Source organism: Aureimonas glaciei (assembly GCF_014643375.1).
GTDB lineage: Bacteria > Pseudomonadota > Alphaproteobacteria > Rhizobiales > Rhizobiaceae > Plantimonas > Plantimonas glaciei.
Genome location: NZ_BMJJ01000002.1, coordinates 307,643 through 323,307 on the forward strand (window position 1 = coordinate 307,643; position 15,665 = coordinate 323,307).

At 67.8% G+C, this 15,665-nt stretch carries 16 protein-coding genes; 9 read left to right on the forward strand and 7 right to left on the reverse strand.

The genetic code is table 11. The features are described 5' to 3' along the window. The first annotated feature begins 182 nt into the window (after positions 1-182). From IEX88_RS05455 to IEX88_RS05465, 3 genes are all read left to right on the forward strand, one after another. Positions 183-755 (forward strand): TetR/AcrR family transcriptional regulator, encoded by a 573-nt coding sequence (locus IEX88_RS05455; protein WP_188849827.1) that lies wholly within the window; start codon positions 183-185, stop codon positions 753-755. 123 nt (positions 756-878) lie between these two features. Beyond that, the gene (locus IEX88_RS05460; RefSeq protein WP_244639862.1) at positions 879-1,538 is read left to right on the forward strand and encodes an HAD-IA family hydrolase; all 660 of its coding nucleotides are present in this window, start codon (positions 879-881) and stop codon (positions 1,536-1,538) included. A gap of 338 nt (positions 1,539-1,876) precedes the next feature. Continuing rightward, positions 1,877-3,325, forward strand: a complete 1,449-nt coding sequence (locus IEX88_RS05465; RefSeq protein ID WP_188849559.1) for a DEAD/DEAH box helicase family protein — start codon at positions 1,877-1,879, stop codon at positions 3,323-3,325. Positions 3,326-3,427: 102 nt separating this feature from the next. Here the strand turns inward: IEX88_RS05465 and IEX88_RS05470 are convergent, their stop codons facing one another. The 3 genes from IEX88_RS05470 to IEX88_RS05480 form a co-directional block, all read right to left on the reverse strand. Then, the gene (locus IEX88_RS05470; RefSeq protein ID WP_188849560.1) at positions 3,428-3,673 is read right to left on the reverse strand and encodes a hypothetical protein; all 246 of its coding nucleotides are present in this window, start codon (positions 3,671-3,673) and stop codon (positions 3,428-3,430) included. A 64-nt stretch (positions 3,674-3,737) separates the two neighbouring features. Further along, a complete protein-coding gene (locus IEX88_RS05475; RefSeq protein ID WP_188849829.1) occupies positions 3,738-3,950 on the reverse strand; it encodes a cold-shock protein in 213 nt (70 codons plus the stop codon). A gap of 169 nt (positions 3,951-4,119) precedes the next feature. Further along, complete coding sequence (locus tag IEX88_RS05480) at positions 4,120-4,584, reverse strand: hypothetical protein (protein ID WP_188849561.1); 465 nt, start codon at positions 4,582-4,584, stop codon at positions 4,120-4,122. Positions 4,585-4,759: 175 nt separating this feature from the next. Between IEX88_RS05480 and IEX88_RS05485 the strand changes: the two genes are divergently transcribed. Then, the gene (locus IEX88_RS05485) at positions 4,760-5,584 is read left to right on the forward strand and encodes a TrmH family RNA methyltransferase (RefSeq protein ID WP_188849562.1); all 825 of its coding nucleotides are present in this window, start codon (positions 4,760-4,762) and stop codon (positions 5,582-5,584) included. Here the strand turns inward: IEX88_RS05485 and IEX88_RS05490 are convergent. Both IEX88_RS05490 and IEX88_RS05495 read right to left on the reverse strand, forming a co-directional pair. Next, positions 5,557-6,816, reverse strand: coding sequence for a hypothetical protein (locus IEX88_RS05490; RefSeq protein ID WP_188849563.1), 1,260 nt, complete (start codon positions 6,814-6,816; stop codon positions 5,557-5,559). The two genes, IEX88_RS05485 and IEX88_RS05490, sit on opposite strands and share 28 nt — an antisense overlap. A 154-nt stretch (positions 6,817-6,970) precedes the next feature. Beyond that, positions 6,971-7,522 (reverse strand): DUF1134 domain-containing protein, encoded by a 552-nt coding sequence (locus IEX88_RS05495; RefSeq protein ID WP_373289555.1) that lies wholly within the window; start codon positions 7,520-7,522, stop codon positions 6,971-6,973. 279 nt (positions 7,523-7,801) lie between these two features. On the opposite strand from IEX88_RS05495, the gene chpT reads away from it, so the two are divergent. Together chpT and IEX88_RS05505 are read left to right on the forward strand one after the other, a co-directional pair. Next, positions 7,802-8,479: a histidine phosphotransferase ChpT gene (gene chpT, locus IEX88_RS05500; protein WP_188849565.1), complete on the forward strand. Its 678-nt coding sequence runs from the start codon at positions 7,802-7,804 to the stop codon at positions 8,477-8,479. Positions 8,480-8,611: 132 nt separating this feature from the next. Beyond that, positions 8,612-8,986 carry a response regulator gene (locus IEX88_RS05505; RefSeq protein WP_188849566.1) on the forward strand — a complete coding sequence of 125 codons (375 nt, stop codon included), beginning with the start codon at positions 8,612-8,614 and terminating at the stop codon, positions 8,984-8,986. 127 nt (positions 8,987-9,113) lie between these two features. On the opposite strand, the gene ctrA is transcribed toward IEX88_RS05505, so the two are convergent. Further along, positions 9,114-9,809, reverse strand: coding sequence for a response regulator transcription factor CtrA (ctrA, locus tag IEX88_RS05510; protein WP_188849567.1), 696 nt, complete (start codon positions 9,807-9,809; stop codon positions 9,114-9,116). 363 nt (positions 9,810-10,172) lie between these two features. Here ctrA and IEX88_RS05515 point away from each other — a divergent pair, with 363 nt between their 5' ends. Continuing rightward, positions 10,173-10,529 (forward strand): flagellar export protein FliJ, encoded by a 357-nt coding sequence (locus IEX88_RS05515; RefSeq protein WP_188849568.1) that lies wholly within the window; start codon positions 10,173-10,175, stop codon positions 10,527-10,529. A 561-nt stretch (positions 10,530-11,090) separates the two neighbouring features. On the opposite strand, the gene sciP is transcribed toward IEX88_RS05515, so the two are convergent. Beyond that, on the reverse strand, positions 11,091-11,384 hold the full coding sequence (gene sciP, locus IEX88_RS05520) for a CtrA inhibitor SciP (protein ID WP_188849569.1): 294 nt from the start codon (positions 11,382-11,384) through the stop codon (positions 11,091-11,093). Positions 11,385-11,680: 296 nt separating this feature from the next. On the opposite strand from sciP, the gene mnmA reads away from it, so the two are divergent. Together mnmA and IEX88_RS05530 are read left to right on the forward strand one after the other, a co-directional pair. Continuing rightward, positions 11,681-12,871, forward strand: a complete 1,191-nt coding sequence (gene mnmA, locus IEX88_RS05525; protein WP_188849570.1) for a tRNA 2-thiouridine(34) synthase MnmA — start codon at positions 11,681-11,683, stop codon at positions 12,869-12,871. Between the two features lie 261 nt (positions 12,872-13,132). After that, on the forward strand, positions 13,133-15,640 hold the full coding sequence (locus tag IEX88_RS05530; RefSeq protein ID WP_188849571.1) for a cation:proton antiporter: 2,508 nt from the start codon (positions 13,133-13,135) through the stop codon (positions 15,638-15,640). The last annotated feature ends 25 nt before the right edge of the window (positions 15,641-15,665 follow it).

Genomic DNA, 15,665 nt, shown 5'->3' on the forward strand with positions numbered 1-15,665 from the left:
GACCTCAGGTGCTATGAACGCGGACAATCCGAAAGATAAGCGGAGGATGCCTCCGTTTAATTGCAAGCTAGGGCTGCCGCCGAGCGCCTTCAAGCCCCCCATTGGAAGAAGTCCAAGGTGAAGCCGCCGCAGGTCCAGTCTTGAGCGAGCGGGAAGCCCCTCCCTCTCCCCGTCGCCGGCCGATGCGGGCGGACGCTCGGCGCAACCGGGACCTCCTGGTCGAAACCGCCGCCGCGGCCTTTTCGGCGGAGGGCGTCGACACCTCGCTTGAGGCCATTGCCCGCACTGCCGGCCTCGGCATCGGCACGCTCTACCGGCATTTTCCCACGCGCGAGGCGCTGATCGAGGTCGTCTACCGGCGCGAGATCGAGGCTCTGCGCGAGGCCGCCCTGCACCTTGCCCGGACCGAGCCCGCGGACGTCGCGCTGGCGCAGTGGATGCAGCGCTTCGTCGACTACATCGCCACCAAGCGCGGCATGAGCGACAGCCTGAAGCTGATGTACGAATCGAACTCGCCGCTGTTCGCCGAGACCTCCGGCGTCATCCCCCTGGCGCTGAAGAGCCTCGTCGACGGCGCGGTCGCGGCCGGCGCCATCCGGGCCGATGCCGACAGCGTCGACGTGCTGCACGCTTTATCGAGCATCTATTCGACCTCCGACCGCCCGGAATGGCGCGAGCGCTCGCGCCGCCTCGTCGCGCTCCTGATGGACGGCCTGCGCTATGGCGCGCCCGGCATCGGCCCTCCGAAGACGTGAAGGCTTGGGCCGTGCGGGCATCCGCGGCGAGGCCGACCTATTTCCACCCACTCTGACGCGTTCAAGGGCGCGTGGTCACCGGGCGCCGGCGCGCGCCCCTCTATTTTCGAAAAGGAAGCCGTCTTGTCATTTGTCCCCCGCCGCCCCGTCGAAGCCGATGCCCTCCTGTTCGACATGGACGGCACGCTCCTCCTGTCGCATGCCGTGGTCGAGCGCATCTGGCGGCGCTGGGCCGCCGCCAACGGCGTCGACGGCGAGGAAATCATCGCCTCGGCCCATGGCGTGCGCATGATCGACACCATGCGGCGCTTCTGCCCGCCCGGGCTGTCGCCGGAAGTGGAGGCGGCGCGTCTCGACCAGGAAGAGCGCGAGGACACCGACGGCATCGTCGCCATCGCCGGCGCGGCAGATTTCCTCCGGTCGCTGCCGGAGGGCCGCTGGGCCATCGTCACCTCGGCCGATCCGATCCTCGCCGACATCCGCCTGCGCGCCGCCGGCCTGACGCCGCCGCCGGTGCTAATCACCGCCCACGACGTCACCCGCGGCAAGCCCGACCCGCAGGGCTACCGCGAGGGGGCGCGCCGGCTGGGCTTTGCCGCCGAAAACTGCGTCGTCTTCGAGGACGCGCCGGCGGGAATCGCCGCGGGTGAGGCGGCGGGCGCGCATGTCGTCGTCCTGTCGACGCTCCTCAAGCCCGAGGCGCTGCAGGGCCGGGACTGGATCGCCGACTATTCCCGCCTCGTCGCCACTTCCGCCGACGGCGGTCGCGTCGTCATTTCCTGACGATAATCGGCTCGGCGAAAGCGCGCCAAGGCCTTCCCTGCATGGCGCGCAGGCGCTCGCATGGCAGCCATGCCAAATTTGCATTGGTTCGATGCGCTGCAGCATGTTTATATCGCGATGCAAATGTTTCCTCCCAGATACTTTGCTAAATTCAGCCCGCCCGGTTCGCCGTGGCGGGCCTTTTTTTGCCTGTGTGCCAGCGCGGCTGCGGGTCGGGGCGATGACGCACTGGGCGACGAGGGCTCGCACGGTCAGGCCGAGGCCGGGGGATCGTGGGAGACCGGCCTTCGCGCCGTCTTGGAGGGTGGGCAGTCTGCGACCATGAGGGCACTCCACCGATGACATCCAGAGCCGGTCGCGCCGATCCCGCCAAGACTTTCGTGCCGCGCGACCACCAAATCTCGGCGCGCGACGCGATCCTGGCTGCCCGCAGGGCTGGACGCCCCGGCTTCCTGCTCGGCGATCTCACCGGCCTCGGCAAGACCCTGTCCGCCTGGCTGGCGATCAGCGCCATGCCGGAGAACGAGGTCCTGATCATCTGTCCGAAAGGCGCGATGCCGCAATGGCACCGCACCATCGATCGGTCGCCCCCGACCGGCAAGCGCATCACCCTCATGAACTTCGAGCGGACGAAGCAGCTGATGGCGCCGCCGGAGGGTAGCAAGCGCCGCTCGGCCCGGGCCAAGAACAACGAGCTCGCGCGGGCCGGATCGCTGAAGCGCAGCTTTCCGCTCGTGGTGATCGACGAGAGCCACCGCATCCGCAATCCCGCCTCGCAGCAGGGCACGGTCTGCCGCCGCGTCGCGGCCGCCGCCGACTTCACCGTCTACATGAGCGCCACCGCGGGCCAGTCGCCGCACGAGCTGTCCTATCTCGGCAAGCTCCTGGCCTTCGCCACCGGCGGCACCTCGGGCGACATGGACGAATTCCGGGCGCTGATGAAGCGGCTGAAGATCGGCCGAGCCCGCGGCCGCTGGCAGAACTGGCACTGGGAGCCGAACGAGGACGACCGCGCCGTCATGGCCGACCTCCTCTACAAGGGCGCGAACGCCATCGGCCTGCGCCGCCGGCCCGAGCACATCGCCGGCTGGCCGGAAGTGCAACGGGAACTGGCGCCGACGGCGCTGGATGCGGAGAACAGGCGCCTCTACGAGGCGACCTGGCGCGAGTTCCGGCGCGAGCTGGGCCTTGCCGGCGGCAGCATCCGCAAGCCGACGGGCTGGGCCGCCGACCTGCGCTTCCGTCAGAAGGCGAGCCTCGTGCGCACTGCCGGCACCACCGATTTCGGCTGCGATCTCCTGGACAACGGGCAGCAGATCGCCGTCTCCGTCGCGTTTCTGGAAACCAGCGCCATGCTGGCGGAAAAGTTCGCGGGGCGCGGCTGGCGGGTCGGCGAGATCAACGGCACGCAGACCGGCGAGACCAACGAGGCGGTGCGCATCGCCTTTCAGACCGGGCAGCTCGACGCCGTGGTCTTCACCGTCACCGAATCGATCTCGCTGCACCGGGGCGAGATGGAAGGCGGCGAGCGCGAGCGCTCGCTGGTGATCCACGACATGCGCCACAGCGCCATCCAGCTGCAGCAGATCGAAGGGCGCTGCCATCGCGACGGCCAGCGCGCGGTGATCTATTACACCTATGCCGAAGGAACGGTGGAGGAGAAGATCGCCGCCGTCGTCATCGGCCGCATGGTGGCGATGGACGGCATCGCCGGCGACGATACGAGCCTTCTGGGCGCCATTGCCGACACCGTTGCCGCGGCCGGGGCGGCACGGGAAGCAGCCTGAGGCTTGCCGTGGTCCCGTGCGTCACCCTGCAGGCGGATCAGCCGGCATTCGGGCGATAATGCCGGAACGGGAAGCGGAGCCGGCGGGCCGGCGGGAGGAGCGCTATTCCTCGCGGAACTCGGCCGGAAGCTCGCCGTAGCGCGCCAGAATCTCCGGCTCTTCCATGACCTCGTCGGTGTCGAGATCGACCGTCTGCGCCAGGGCGACGACGCCGGCCATGCGCGGCGCATCGCGTTCGGCGCGCGCGGCGGCCTCGTCGGCGGTCTTGAATTCCATCGCGCGGCCGGCGACGAGCTTGCCGCCCATCCGCTCGAACTGCTGCACGATATAGAGGGTTCTTTCCGCCATCGCCGTCCCCAAACAAAAATGGCCCCGCCGAAGCGGGGCCACATCAGTCACGAAACCTGAAAGATCAGGCTTCCTGAATGTTGACGGCCTTCGGGCCCTTGCCGCGCGGGTCGGCTTCGGAGTCAAACGACACCTTCTGGTTGTCGGAGAGACGGGAAAGACCCGAACGCTCGACATCCGAGATGTGGACGAAAACGTCCGCGCCGCCATTGTCCGGCGAAATAAAGCCGAAGCCCTTGTCCGCGTTGAAGAACTTTACTGTGCCAGTCTGGGCCATGTCACTCAATCCTATAGAAATCCGGGCACCGCTTTGCGGTGCGGGGACCGCGAAAGATCACGATCCGTGACCTGTCGTAACACGTTTTTGGCCGGAGTCCCAACCCATCGTGATTTTTGTTCAAATCTTCACACTCGGCGCGGCGGTGGCGAAGCGCCGAAGGGCTGGGCTACAGCGCGCCGGCTTCGCGGCAGTCGCCGTAGACGTCGACCGAATCGGCATTGCCGCCGGCCAGGCGCCGCGGCACGAAGGAAAGACCGCCGCCGGGTGCGTCGAAACTGCCGGTCCCGTCGAAAAGGGTCATGCCGGATTGGCGGCCATCCGGCTTGCGGATGCTGACGAGGCCGCAAACGATGAGGTTGCCGGAGGATGTTCGGCGGGCGGTCACCGGTCCGAACTGGACGGTTCGTCCGTCGCGAAAGGCGCCGGAAAACGCGGTCTTGATGGTGGCGAGCTCGTCGGGCCTCAACGCATAGGGCGTCGTCGGCTGGCTGGTGTCCGTCTCCCGGTAGCGGAACATCTCGTCGAGCCGCGGCAGCGACGTGCCCGACAGGTCGATCGTCGGGATGCGCATCGACGTGCAGGCACCGAGGCCGCAAACGACGCCGGCAAGGAGGAGAAGGCGAGTCCGCATCCCTCTTGGTTGTGGGCAAACGCCCGAAAAGGCAAGAAGAAATGCCGATTGCCGCGGACACGTTGCAAATATGGCGTTATCCCCCGCGTGATGGCGCGACCAAGAGCCCGGGCCGTTCTCGTGGTCCGCGGTTGCGGGTGCCGGGGCGAGGCATCGGGCACCAGGCGGAGAGACGATGACCAGCACCGAGATCCCGATCCGGATCCACGACCTCGAGGACAGCCGTATCGACGCCTACCGCGACGTGCGCGAGCGCGACCTCGTCGGCCGAAAGGGTTTCATCGCGGAGGGGCGGGTGGTGATCGAGCCTCTGCTGGCCTCGCGGCGGTTTCGGCCGCTGAGCCTCCTCGTCCTGGAGAACCGCCTCGCCGGTCTCGCGCCCCTCCTGGCGCGGGTGCCCGCCGGCGTGCCGACCTACCTGGCCGACCGCGCGACCTTCGACGGCATTGCGGGTTTTTCCGTGCATCGCGGGCTTCTGGCGCATGGCGAGGCGCTGGCCGATCCGGATGAAGCGCTGCGCCTGCCGGCCATCGCGGCCGCCGGCGGCACCGTCGTCGTCGCCGTGGGCATCGCCAACCACGACAATATCGGGGCGATTTTCCGCAACGCCGCGGCTTTCGGCGCCGATGCCGTCCTGATAGACGAAACCAGCTGCGACCCGCTCTATCGCAAGGCGATCCGGGTGTCGGCCGGCAGCGTCTTCACCGTGCCCTACGAGCGCGTCGGCGCGGCCGACGATGCGCTCGCGCGCCTCTTGGATGCCGGCTTCCGCTGCCTGGCCTTGTCGCCGGGCGCGGCGGCGGGTCTGGCGCCGCTCGATCAGCCGGGGCCGGCCGCGCTCTTCCTCGGGGCCGAAGGGCCGGGCCTGCCGGCCGAACTGGCGGCGCGGATGTCGGCCATCCGGATCCCCATGGTGCCGGGCTTCGACAGCATCAACGTCGCCACGGCCGCCGCCGTGGCGCTGCACCGGCTCTATTCGCGCCGGCCGCCCGCCGACTGAGGGCGCTGGGCGCCCGGACTCTTGTTGGGCTCGGCCATGGCCATCCGTCGCACCCGCTCGGCCAGGCTCGGCGCCTTGCCATCCTCGGGACCCGCCGCTGTGCCGCCCTCGTCGGACGCAGCGTAAAGGGCGCGGTTGATGGCGGCCGATTGCGGTCCCTCGGCCGCCGTGCTCATCCGGATCACCCGCGCCGCGATCTCCGAAACGCGATCGCGGATCTCGGACCGCGACGTCTCGGCAGCCGGGGCGGTTTCGGCATTGCGGGCGAGGGCCGCGCGCAGGCGCTTGCTGGCGCTGAGGATGCCGGCCTCGTCCTCCGCTGCCGATGGCGCGATCGACGCTGCCACTGGCGCAGCTGACGCGGCTGGCGCGACGGCCGGTTTCGGCGCGGCCAATTCCGCGGCCGGCGACGGCTCCGGTTCACCCACGCTTGTCACGGGGGAGGGGACCGCGGCGAGGGTCGGCGAGGCCGGGTCGAGGACGGCCGCCGCCTGCCAGGAGGGCGACAGGCGCGCAATCTCGGTGTCGCGCTCGGCAAGGCTCGTCAACAGGCCGGCGATTCGCTCGTTGAGCTGCGCCAGGGCCGTCTTGTCGTGGGCCACGGTGCGCTCCAGTCCGGCCGCTTCGCCGCGCAGTCGCTCGATCGTCGTCTGCTGCTCGCGGGCGAAACGCTCGGCGACCCGCTGCGCGTCGGCGAGCCGGTCGAGCTTGGCTTCGGTCGCCACTAGCTGGATCTTGCGCTCCTCGGCAATCTCGCCGAGATCCTCGAAGCGTTGGGCCAGGGCCGCCAGTTCCTGGCCCCTCAGTTCCGCTTCCCGCCGCGTCGCCGCCAGGGATTTCGACAGCGCCTGGTTTTCCTCGTCCCGGCGCGCCACCGCCGCGGTCAGCTGGGTGATCTCCGCCGCCCGATCCTCGGCGAGCTCCAGAAGCTCCCGGTTCCGCTTCAGGATCGCGACGTTCTCGACCGTGCTGCGACCGAGCTGGGCCTGGACCCTGACCGTCTTTTCTCGGGTCTCGGCGACAAGGATCTCATGCTGGCGGACGGTGAGCGCAGCAGCGGCGCGCACGGTGTCGAACTCGGCGCGAATTTCGTTGGCCGAGACGGGAATCGTCGCCTCGTAGTCGCGGCGGGCGAGGCTCTGCGCCTTGCGCCAGACGAGCGGACCGACGAGCAGCATGATCAGGGTCGTCAGGAAGACACCCAGAAGGAAGGTCAGGCCGGTCGCGATCATGGAAATCCTGCAGAAGCTTGGGCTGGTTCATCCGATCCGCCCGGATCGGCGCTCAGCGTCTTCACCCTAGCCCAGCTTTCGCCGCGGGGCCATCGCATCGCTGCCGGCCATCCCGGGTCCGGAAAACCCTGCGGCCCCAAACCTCTGCTTCGGCTCAGAAAGGATTCCAGGTCGGCATCGGGGTGATCTTGAGATAGCCGATATTGATGCCGAGCCGCGCGCCGAGACCGGTCTTCACCGGGACGATCTTGATGTTGTCGCGCGTCAGCAGCGTCATGCCGACCCCGCCGACGAGATAGGCCGAGCCGGTCACGCCGCCGAAGCGGCCATAGACCGATTCCACCGAGGGCAGGTCGTAGATGAGCATCATCGTCCGGGCACCGTCGCCCCCGGCATCGAAGCCGAAGGAGGGGCCCTGCCAGAACAGCCGGTGCTCGCCGGCATTCTTGGTGAACAGCGTGCCTTCGCCGAAGCGCAAGCCACCGATGAAGGCGCCCGACGCCTCCTCGCCGAGAATATAGCCGTTGGGCAGGCCATGCTCCTGGAAGGCCTTCTCGACGAGGGTGGCGAGACCGCCCGAGGTGGAGCCGAAGAAGCCGTGACCCTGGGCGATGATCTCGTCCATGGTGTAGCCATTCTGCTGCGCCGAAGCCGGTGCGGCCAGCGCCACCATGGAGGCGAAGGCCGCCACGGCCACGATCGTCATGCGGCGAAGTGCGTCGAACAGGCTCGGCATGTCGTTCCCTTTCGGTCGGATATCGCGCGCCGCGCGCCCACATCCGGCAAGGACCGGGCAGCGACGGATGCAGGGCAATAGAGCAGAATATGCTTTTCAAATGCCTAACGGCCTGCGCGGCGCCCGGCCCGCGGCCGCTGCCCTGCGGTTGACTGGCGGCGGCCGCGGACTCATTCTCGCAGCATCATCGGGACGCTCGATTCGCCGCGCATCCCGCGCCAAGGCACCAGCTTTTCGAATGGAATCAGGATGACGGACCTTCCCCACGTGTCGGCACCCGATCTTGCGGCGCTCCTCGCCAGCAAGCTCTGCCACGACATCATCTCGCCGGTCGGTGCGGTGCAGAGTGGGTTGGAACTGCTCGACGAGATGCCGGGCGACGAGGAGTCGATGGCGCTGGTGCGCAGCTCGACCAAGAGCGCGGTGGTCAAGCTGCAGTTCGCCCGCATCGCCTACGGCGCCTCGGGATCGTCGACCGCGCAGATCGATCTCGGCGATGCCCGCCAGGTGGCGGAAGGACTGATGACCTTCGAACGGGCGAATCTCAGCTGGTCGGGCGAGCGCGCCTATGTCGCCAAGAACATCGCCAAGCTGATCCTCAACCTGGTCGTCGTGGCGAATGCCTCGGTGCCGCGCGGGCGCGAAGTGCAGGTCGAGGTCGAGCAACTGGAGCCGCATCTGAAGCTGACCGTGCGGGCGATCGGCACGCCGCTGCGGGTGCCGGCGAAGTTTCGCGCGCTGCTGGCGGGCGAGGCCGGCGCCGAGGCGGTCGATGCCCATGGCGTGCAGCCCTATTACACGCTCCTCCTGGCCCGGGAACTCGGGCTCGACGTCCATCTGGAGCTGTCCGAGGATCGCGCGGTGTTCACGGTCCAGCCTCTGGCCGAGGCGCCGCTGCCGGTGGAAAGCCCCGGCATCGAGGCGTGAGCCGCGACGCCGCGATTTTCACTCAATCTTTTCCGTGATTATCAACCAGAGCGAAAACTTGCAGGTGTAGCGTCCGGGCATCGAAGCTGACTTCCCCTCGGGGTTTTTCAGCCGCCCTGCACGGAGACGCCGATGCAAACCTGTCTGATCGTCGATGAGTCCAATGTCATCCGCAAGGTCGCCGGACGCATCCTCTTCCAGCTCTCCTTCACCGTCGAGAACGCCGCGACCGGGGCCGAAGCCCTGGAACTGGCGGCGGTGGGCGATGTCCCGGATCTCGTGATCGTCGCGTCGACGCTGCCCGACATGCCGGCGGAAGACGTCGTCCGGGCGCTGCGCAAGCGCCCCGGCGGCAAGGAGGCGATCATCCTCGCCTCGCTGGTCGAGGCCAATCTCGGCACGATGACGCGGCTGAAGCGGGCGGGGGCGACGGGCTTCGTGTTCAAACCCTTCGATCGCGACGCGATGACGCGGTGGATCAGCCCCTATATCAGCGCCGCCGCCTGACCGCTCTGCCGCCGCCGGACCGAAGCCCGATGCAAAAAGGAGACCCGCGCCGCAGCGCAGGTCTCCTTTTCTAAGCGATTCGTGCCGTGGCGTGCGTCGAGCGGGAGTTTTCCTGCTCGGGACGGGGTCAGGCGGCGCGGGTGTCGGCTTCCGGCTCTCGGAGCACGTAGCCGCGGCCCCAGACCGTCTCGATGTAATTCTTGCCTTCGGTGGCCGTCGACAGCTTCTTGCGCAGCTTGCAGATGAACACGTCGATGATCTTCAGCTCGGGCTCGTCCATGCCGCCATAGAGATGGTTGAGGAACATTTCCTTAGTCAGCGTCGTGCCCTTGCGCAGCGAGAGCAGCTCCAGCATGGCGTATTCCTTGCCGGTCAGGTGCACGCGCTGGCCGTTCACCTCGACCGTCTTGGCGTCGAGATTGACCGTCAGGTCGCCGGTGTTGATGACCGACTGGGCATGGCCCTTGGAACGCCGCACGATGGCGTGGATGCGGGCGACCAGCTCGTCCTTGTGGAAGGGCTTGGTCATGTAGTCGTCGGCGCCGAAGCCGAGACCGCGAACCTTGTCCTCGATGCCGGCCATGCCGGACAGGATGAGGATCGGCGTCTTGACCTTGGACAGCCTGAGGGTCCGCAGCACTTCGTAGCCGGACATGTCCGGAAGGTTCAGGTCGAGAAGGATGATGTCGTAGTCGTACAGCTTGCCGAGATCGACGCCCTCTTCACCCAGGTCGGTGGTGTAGACGTTGAAGCTTTCCGACTTCAGCATCAGTTCGATGCTCTGCGCGACCGCACTGTCATCCTCGATCAAAAGTACGCGCATCAAAATATCCCTTCCGCAGAACTCGCCCGTGACCGATGCCCGGCAGGTTCCTGGTTCGTCGTGTGTCCGTGCCTAAAACTTGCCACGGAATGGTTAACAAAAACTCTTGGCTGGACCGGCGATATGCCGGCTGTTTGTCGGGCCCGAGATTGAATTCCCGTCTGGTAACCTCCTCCGGACGAACGGACGGAAGCGGACCATCTGGGGGTTTCGATTTACCGTGCCTTAAAACCTCGTCCCTATGATTAACGGTGCGCGTAAACAGATCGTTAAAGGCATAGTCTGTGAGGCTTGCCTGAAACCACCCACTCGCGCCTCCGGAAAGGTTGCCGCCAAGGCTGCCTGATGATCAAGGATGACGGAATGAAGCGGGACAACCTCGTGCGCTTGACGCGCTTCAAAGTGAACGAGAAGCGTCGCCAGGTCGAACAGCTGGAATTGATGATGGGCGAATTCGCCCGCATGGCCGGGGATCTCGACGCTCAGATCGGCAACGAGGAGAAAAAGGCGGGGATCACCGACATCGCCCATTTCGCCTATCCGACCTTCGCCAAGGCGGCACGCGCCCGGCGCGACAATCTGATGAACTCGGTGAAGGATCTGAAGGTCCAGCTCGGCGCCGCCCGCATCGCCCATGAAGAGGCCGAGGCCGAACTGGTGCATGCGGAAAAGCTCGAACAGCGCGACGAGGCCGAGGATCGCCGTCTCGCCAACGGCTGACCGGGCGCCGGCGCGCCGCATCCCACCGCAGCACCCGGTGTCTTGCGGTGACGAGCGGCGGTCGGCGACACGGATCGCCGGACATGTTGACCGGCCAGGATAAGGCGGCCGGCGGCCGCCGCGCGCAGATCGCCTCCCGATAAGAGAGAGCGATCAGCCCTTGGTGGTGGCCGTGCCACGACTCTGAAGCGGCATTGACGGGGAGGGCCCCGGCGGCATGCCGTCCGGGCCTCTCGCCGCTCTCGGCGTCGCTCGCCGTCGACCCCTGCCGCCATGCGGCCGGTCCGGCACGTCGCGTCTGCTTGGCGTCTTTCTCTCTCGCGACCGCCGATCCGCCTGTTCCGGGCGCCGCCACCCGTTTTTCGCCGATTTGAGGCGTGAACGATGGCGTGGCGCTGGCGCAGGACGCGCTGAACCCGGCGAGCATCCGCCGGCCGATAGCGACGCCCGGAATCGGATCACTCCTGCCCGTGCAGATCCTTCCCCTTCTTGCGACCTGATCTCGGCGCGCAAAAAAGCCGGCTTGCGCCGGCTGATTTGTCCTGGGGGCGAGGGTCGTCCCTAGTGGTGCATATCGATTTTCTTGCGGTATTCCTGCAACTGCGTGGTGCGCAGGCCGGCCAGACCGTGACTGTCGATCGATACCTGCCAGGAGAGGAATTCCTCCACCGTCAGGGTGTAGCGCGAACATGCTTCGTCGAGGCTCAACAGGCCCCCGCGAACCGCCGCGACGACCTCCGCCTTGCGGCGGATGACCCAGCGGCGGGTGTTCGATGGCGGAAGATCGGCAATCGTCAGTGGGCTTCCGTCGGGGCCGATGACGTACTTTACTCGTGGTCTAACCTGATCGGTCATTGTACTCTCTACTAATGCTCAAGACCTAATCGCCCCCGAACTTAGCGCGGCGCTTTTAAAATTCCGCTAAACCCACTGTAATCATTTGATAAGATGTGGAGACGCCGGGCCGGCACCGTGTTTCGCCCCAAGCTCCGCTCTGCTTGCCGCAATTCCCTCGGGATTCCAGCACATTGACGCGATGGGGCGGAGCCGGTGCCGCCGCTTTTTCCGGTGCGTTGGCATCGGCGCCGACAGGCGCTAAACCCTGCCGAAGACTTATTTTGCCTGTCGGACCCGGCAGAGGAGACCCCGCCATGCTGAACAGCCTCGATCTGCCGAAGGCCCCCGGGGACACGAGAATCGTCGTGGCCATGTCGGGCGGCGTCGATTCGTCCGTGGTCGCCGCGATCCTGAAGGCCGAGGGCTACGACGTCGTCGGCATCACCCTGCAGCTCTATGACAGCGGCGCCGGCCCGCGGAAGGCCGGGGCCTGCTGCGCCGGCCAGGACATCCACGACGCCCGGCGCGTCGCCGAGAGCCTCGGCATTCCGCACTACGTGCTCGACTACGAGGAGATCTTCCGCAAGTCGGTCATCGATCCCTTCACCGCCAGCTACATCGCCGGCGAGACGCCGATTCCCTGCGTCGCCTGCAACCAGACGGTCAAGTTCCGCGACCTTCTGGCGACGGCGCGCGACCTCGGTGCCGACGCTTTGGCCACCGGCCATTACATCGAAAGCCGCGCCGGCCTCGGCGGCTCGCCGCACCGCAGCCTGTACCGTCCGGCCGATCTCGACCGCGACCAGAGCTATTTCCTCTACGCCACGACGCAGGCGCAGATCGATTTCCTGCGCTTTCCGCTCGGCGCGCTGACCAAGGCCGAGACCCGCCAGGTCGCCGCCCGGCACGGGCTGGTCGTCGCCGACAAGCCCGACAGCCAGGACATCTGCTTTGTCTCCAAGGGCCGCTATGCCGACGTCATCGAGCGGCTGCAGCCGGGCGCCGGCGTCGCCGGCGACATCGTGCATGTCGATGGCCGCACGCTCGGACGGCACGAGGGCGTCGTGCACTTCACCATCGGCCAGCGCCGCGGCATCAAGCTCTCCTCGCCCGAGCCGCTCTATGTTGTCGCGCTCGATGCCGCCGCCAGCCGGGTGATCGTCGGGCCGCGCGAGGCGCTGGCGACGCGCCGGCTGATCCTGCGCGACATCAACTGGCTCGGCGACGAGCCGCTGGCCGAGGCGGCCGAGGCCGGGCGCGAACTGCAGGTCAAGGTGCGCTCGACCCGCCCGCCAGCCGCCGCACGGCTGACGATGGAGGCCGGCGGAGTGGCGATCGAGCTTCTCGACGGGGAGGACGGGGTCGCGCCGGGGCAGGCCTGCGTCTTCTATGATGGCGCGGAGGCGGGGGCCCGGGTGCTCGGCGGCGGCATCATCGCCCGCACCGTCGCCGCCACGGCCTTCGTCCCGGCCATGGCCGGACCCGCGCTGCTCGCCCGCGGCTGAGATGTTCCGCCGATCCGCTTCGCGCGCCGATGCCCAAAGCGGATCAGCCGGGCCAGGACCCGGCAGCGTCTTTCTCTTCTCATGACGCCCGGCTGACGCTGGCGAAGCCGCGTCGGAGAGCGGCGGACAGGCTCGCCGGTAAGGACGTTCGGACAAGGCGTTCGCTGCGCGCATGTCGGCTCTTGCTTTCGCAAGGGAAACTTTCTTACACCTGCTCGTGCAGCTCGTGCCGGACACGAGGGTGACAGACGCGAGCCAGCCATGAACGTATCGACCGCCGTGGTCCTGATTGCCTCCGTCGTCGCGCTGGGCGCGCTGGCCCGGCCCCTGGCCACGCGGCTGCGCCTGCCCTCCTCGATTCTCCTCGCCCTCGGCGGCGCGACGCTGGGTTTTGCCAGCCTTTACTCCATCGCCCATCCCGGCACGCTTCTGCCGGTGGACTTCGCCGAGACGATCACGCGCCTGCCGATCGGCTCCAGCCTCATTCTCTTTGTCTTCCTGCCGACCCTCCTGTTCGAGAGCGCGCTGGTGGTCGATATCCACCGCGTGCGCGAGGACCTCTTGCCGATCGTGCTGCTGGCCCTGGTGGCGGTGGTGGTGGCGACCTTCGGCGTGGCGCTGGCGCTCTGGCCGATCTCCGGCATGCCGCTGATCGCCTGCCTCCTGCTCGGCTCGCTGGTGGCCACCACCGATCCGGTGGCGGTCATCGCCATCTTCCGCGATGTCGGCGCGCCGGAACGCCTGACCCGGCTGGTCGAGGGCGAAAGCCTGTTCAACGACGCGGCGGCGATCGCGCTGTTCCTGATCTTTTCGGCCGCGGTGGCCGTGCCGGACAGCCTCAGCCTTTCCACCGCCGCCGCCGAGTTCCTGGTCCTGCCGATCGGCGGCGCCGTTCTCGGCTTCGCGACGGCCTCTGCCTTCCTGGCACTGCTGCGCTTCGTCCGCGACGACCGCGTCACGGCGATCTCGCTCAGCCTCGCCGTGCCCTATCTCGCTTTCTGGACGGCGGAAGCGGTGTTCCACGTGTCGGGCATCATCGCCGTCGTGGTCGCCGGCGTCACGCTCGCCACCCTCGCGCCGGGCCGGGTCACGCCGGAAGTCTGGCGCCATCTGCGCGACACCTGGGAGCAACTGGCCTCCTGGGCCGCCATCCTGATCTTCGTCCTGACCTCGCTTCGGGTGCCGCACCTGATGACGGATGTCGGCCTGTTCGACCTCCTCCTGCTCGTCGTCCTCTTCGTGGCCGCGCTCCTGGCGCGGGCCGTGGTGCTGTTCGGTCTGCTGCCGCTCCTGACGCGCCTCGGCCTGTCCGCCGACATCTCACGTCCCTACCGGCTGGTGGTCCTCTGGGGCGGACTGCGCGGGTCGATGACGCTGGCCCTGGCCCTGGCGGTGACGGAGAACGCCGCCATTCCGCCGACCGTCGCGGCCTTTGTCGCCACACTCGCCACCGGCTTCACCCTGATGACCCTGTTCGTGCAGGGCACGACGCTGCGGATGCTGATCCAGCGGCTCGGCCTGAACCGGCTGACCGGCGTCGACCGGGTGCTGCGCGATCTCGCCGTCAACGTCACGACGCACCGTGTCGCCAAGCTTTCGAAGGAAATGGCGTCGCGCTTCGACGGGGCGGGAGAGGCCGGGCCGAGCCGTGACGAAAGGTCGGACACGGACGAGCCGCCGACATCGGCGGCCATTTCCGAGGCCGAACGCAGCGCCATCGCGCTGGCGGCATTGACGCTGCGCGAGCGCGAGACGGTGCTCGAGCATTTCGCCAACGGCACGGTCGGACCGCGGATCGCCCAGCGCCTCGCCGCCGATGCGCGGCGGCGGCTGGACATGGCGCGCGTCGCCGGCGTCGAGGGGTACCGGGCGGCCAACCGCGAGGAGACCGAGTTTCTCTGGCTCGACCGCCTGAGCTTTTCCCTGCAGCGCCGCTTCGGCTACAGCGGCATGCTGTCGCGCCGCATGGCGGCCCGCTTCGAGACGCTCATCGAGACAGCCCTCGTGGTCGGTGAATTGCAGCGTTTCGTCGACAGCGATCTGAGGCCGGTGGTCGGCGCCGAGACGGTCGAAATGGCGGTCGAGGCGCTGCGGGAGCGCGCGGCGTTGATCGAGCGCGAGATCGACGCGGTGAAGCTGCAATATCCCGCCTATGTCGTGGAGCTCGAACGGGCGGTCATCGCCCGTTCGGCGCGGGCGCTGGCGGCGCGGGAGATCAGCCATCTCCGCCGTTCCGGCCTGATCAATGCCGAGGTCGAGCGGGACGTGCTCCTGAGCTTCGGGGATGCTGGCGAGCTGTCCAGCCCGGCGCTGGATCTCGGCCTCAACACGCGGGAGCTGATCGCCCGCTGCGAGCTCTTCGAGCCCCTGTCCGAAAGCCATCGCGACGATCTCGAGCGGTTTCTGCGTCCCTTCTTCGCCGAGCCGGGCATGCCGATCATCACGCGGGGCGAAGTCGGCAATGCCGCCTATTTCATCCTGTCCGGCGCCGTCGAGATCGATACCGGGACAGCGCAACTGCGCCTCGGACGCGGCGAGATTTTTGGCGAAATGGCGCTGCTCTTCGACCTGCGCCGCCAGGCCGATGTCAGGGCGATCGCCTATTCGGCGATGCTGCGGCTGTCGCTGGCCGATTTCCAGCGCTTTCTGGCTCTGCACCCGACCCTGCGCCTGCGCATCGAGACCATCGCCCGGCAGCGCCTCGACCAGAACGCCGCAGGGGCCGTTCCCCCGGCCGGCCTTGCCCCGGCGATGGTGCCGGTTGCCTGACGCTTTCGCAGCATGACCGGGAAAG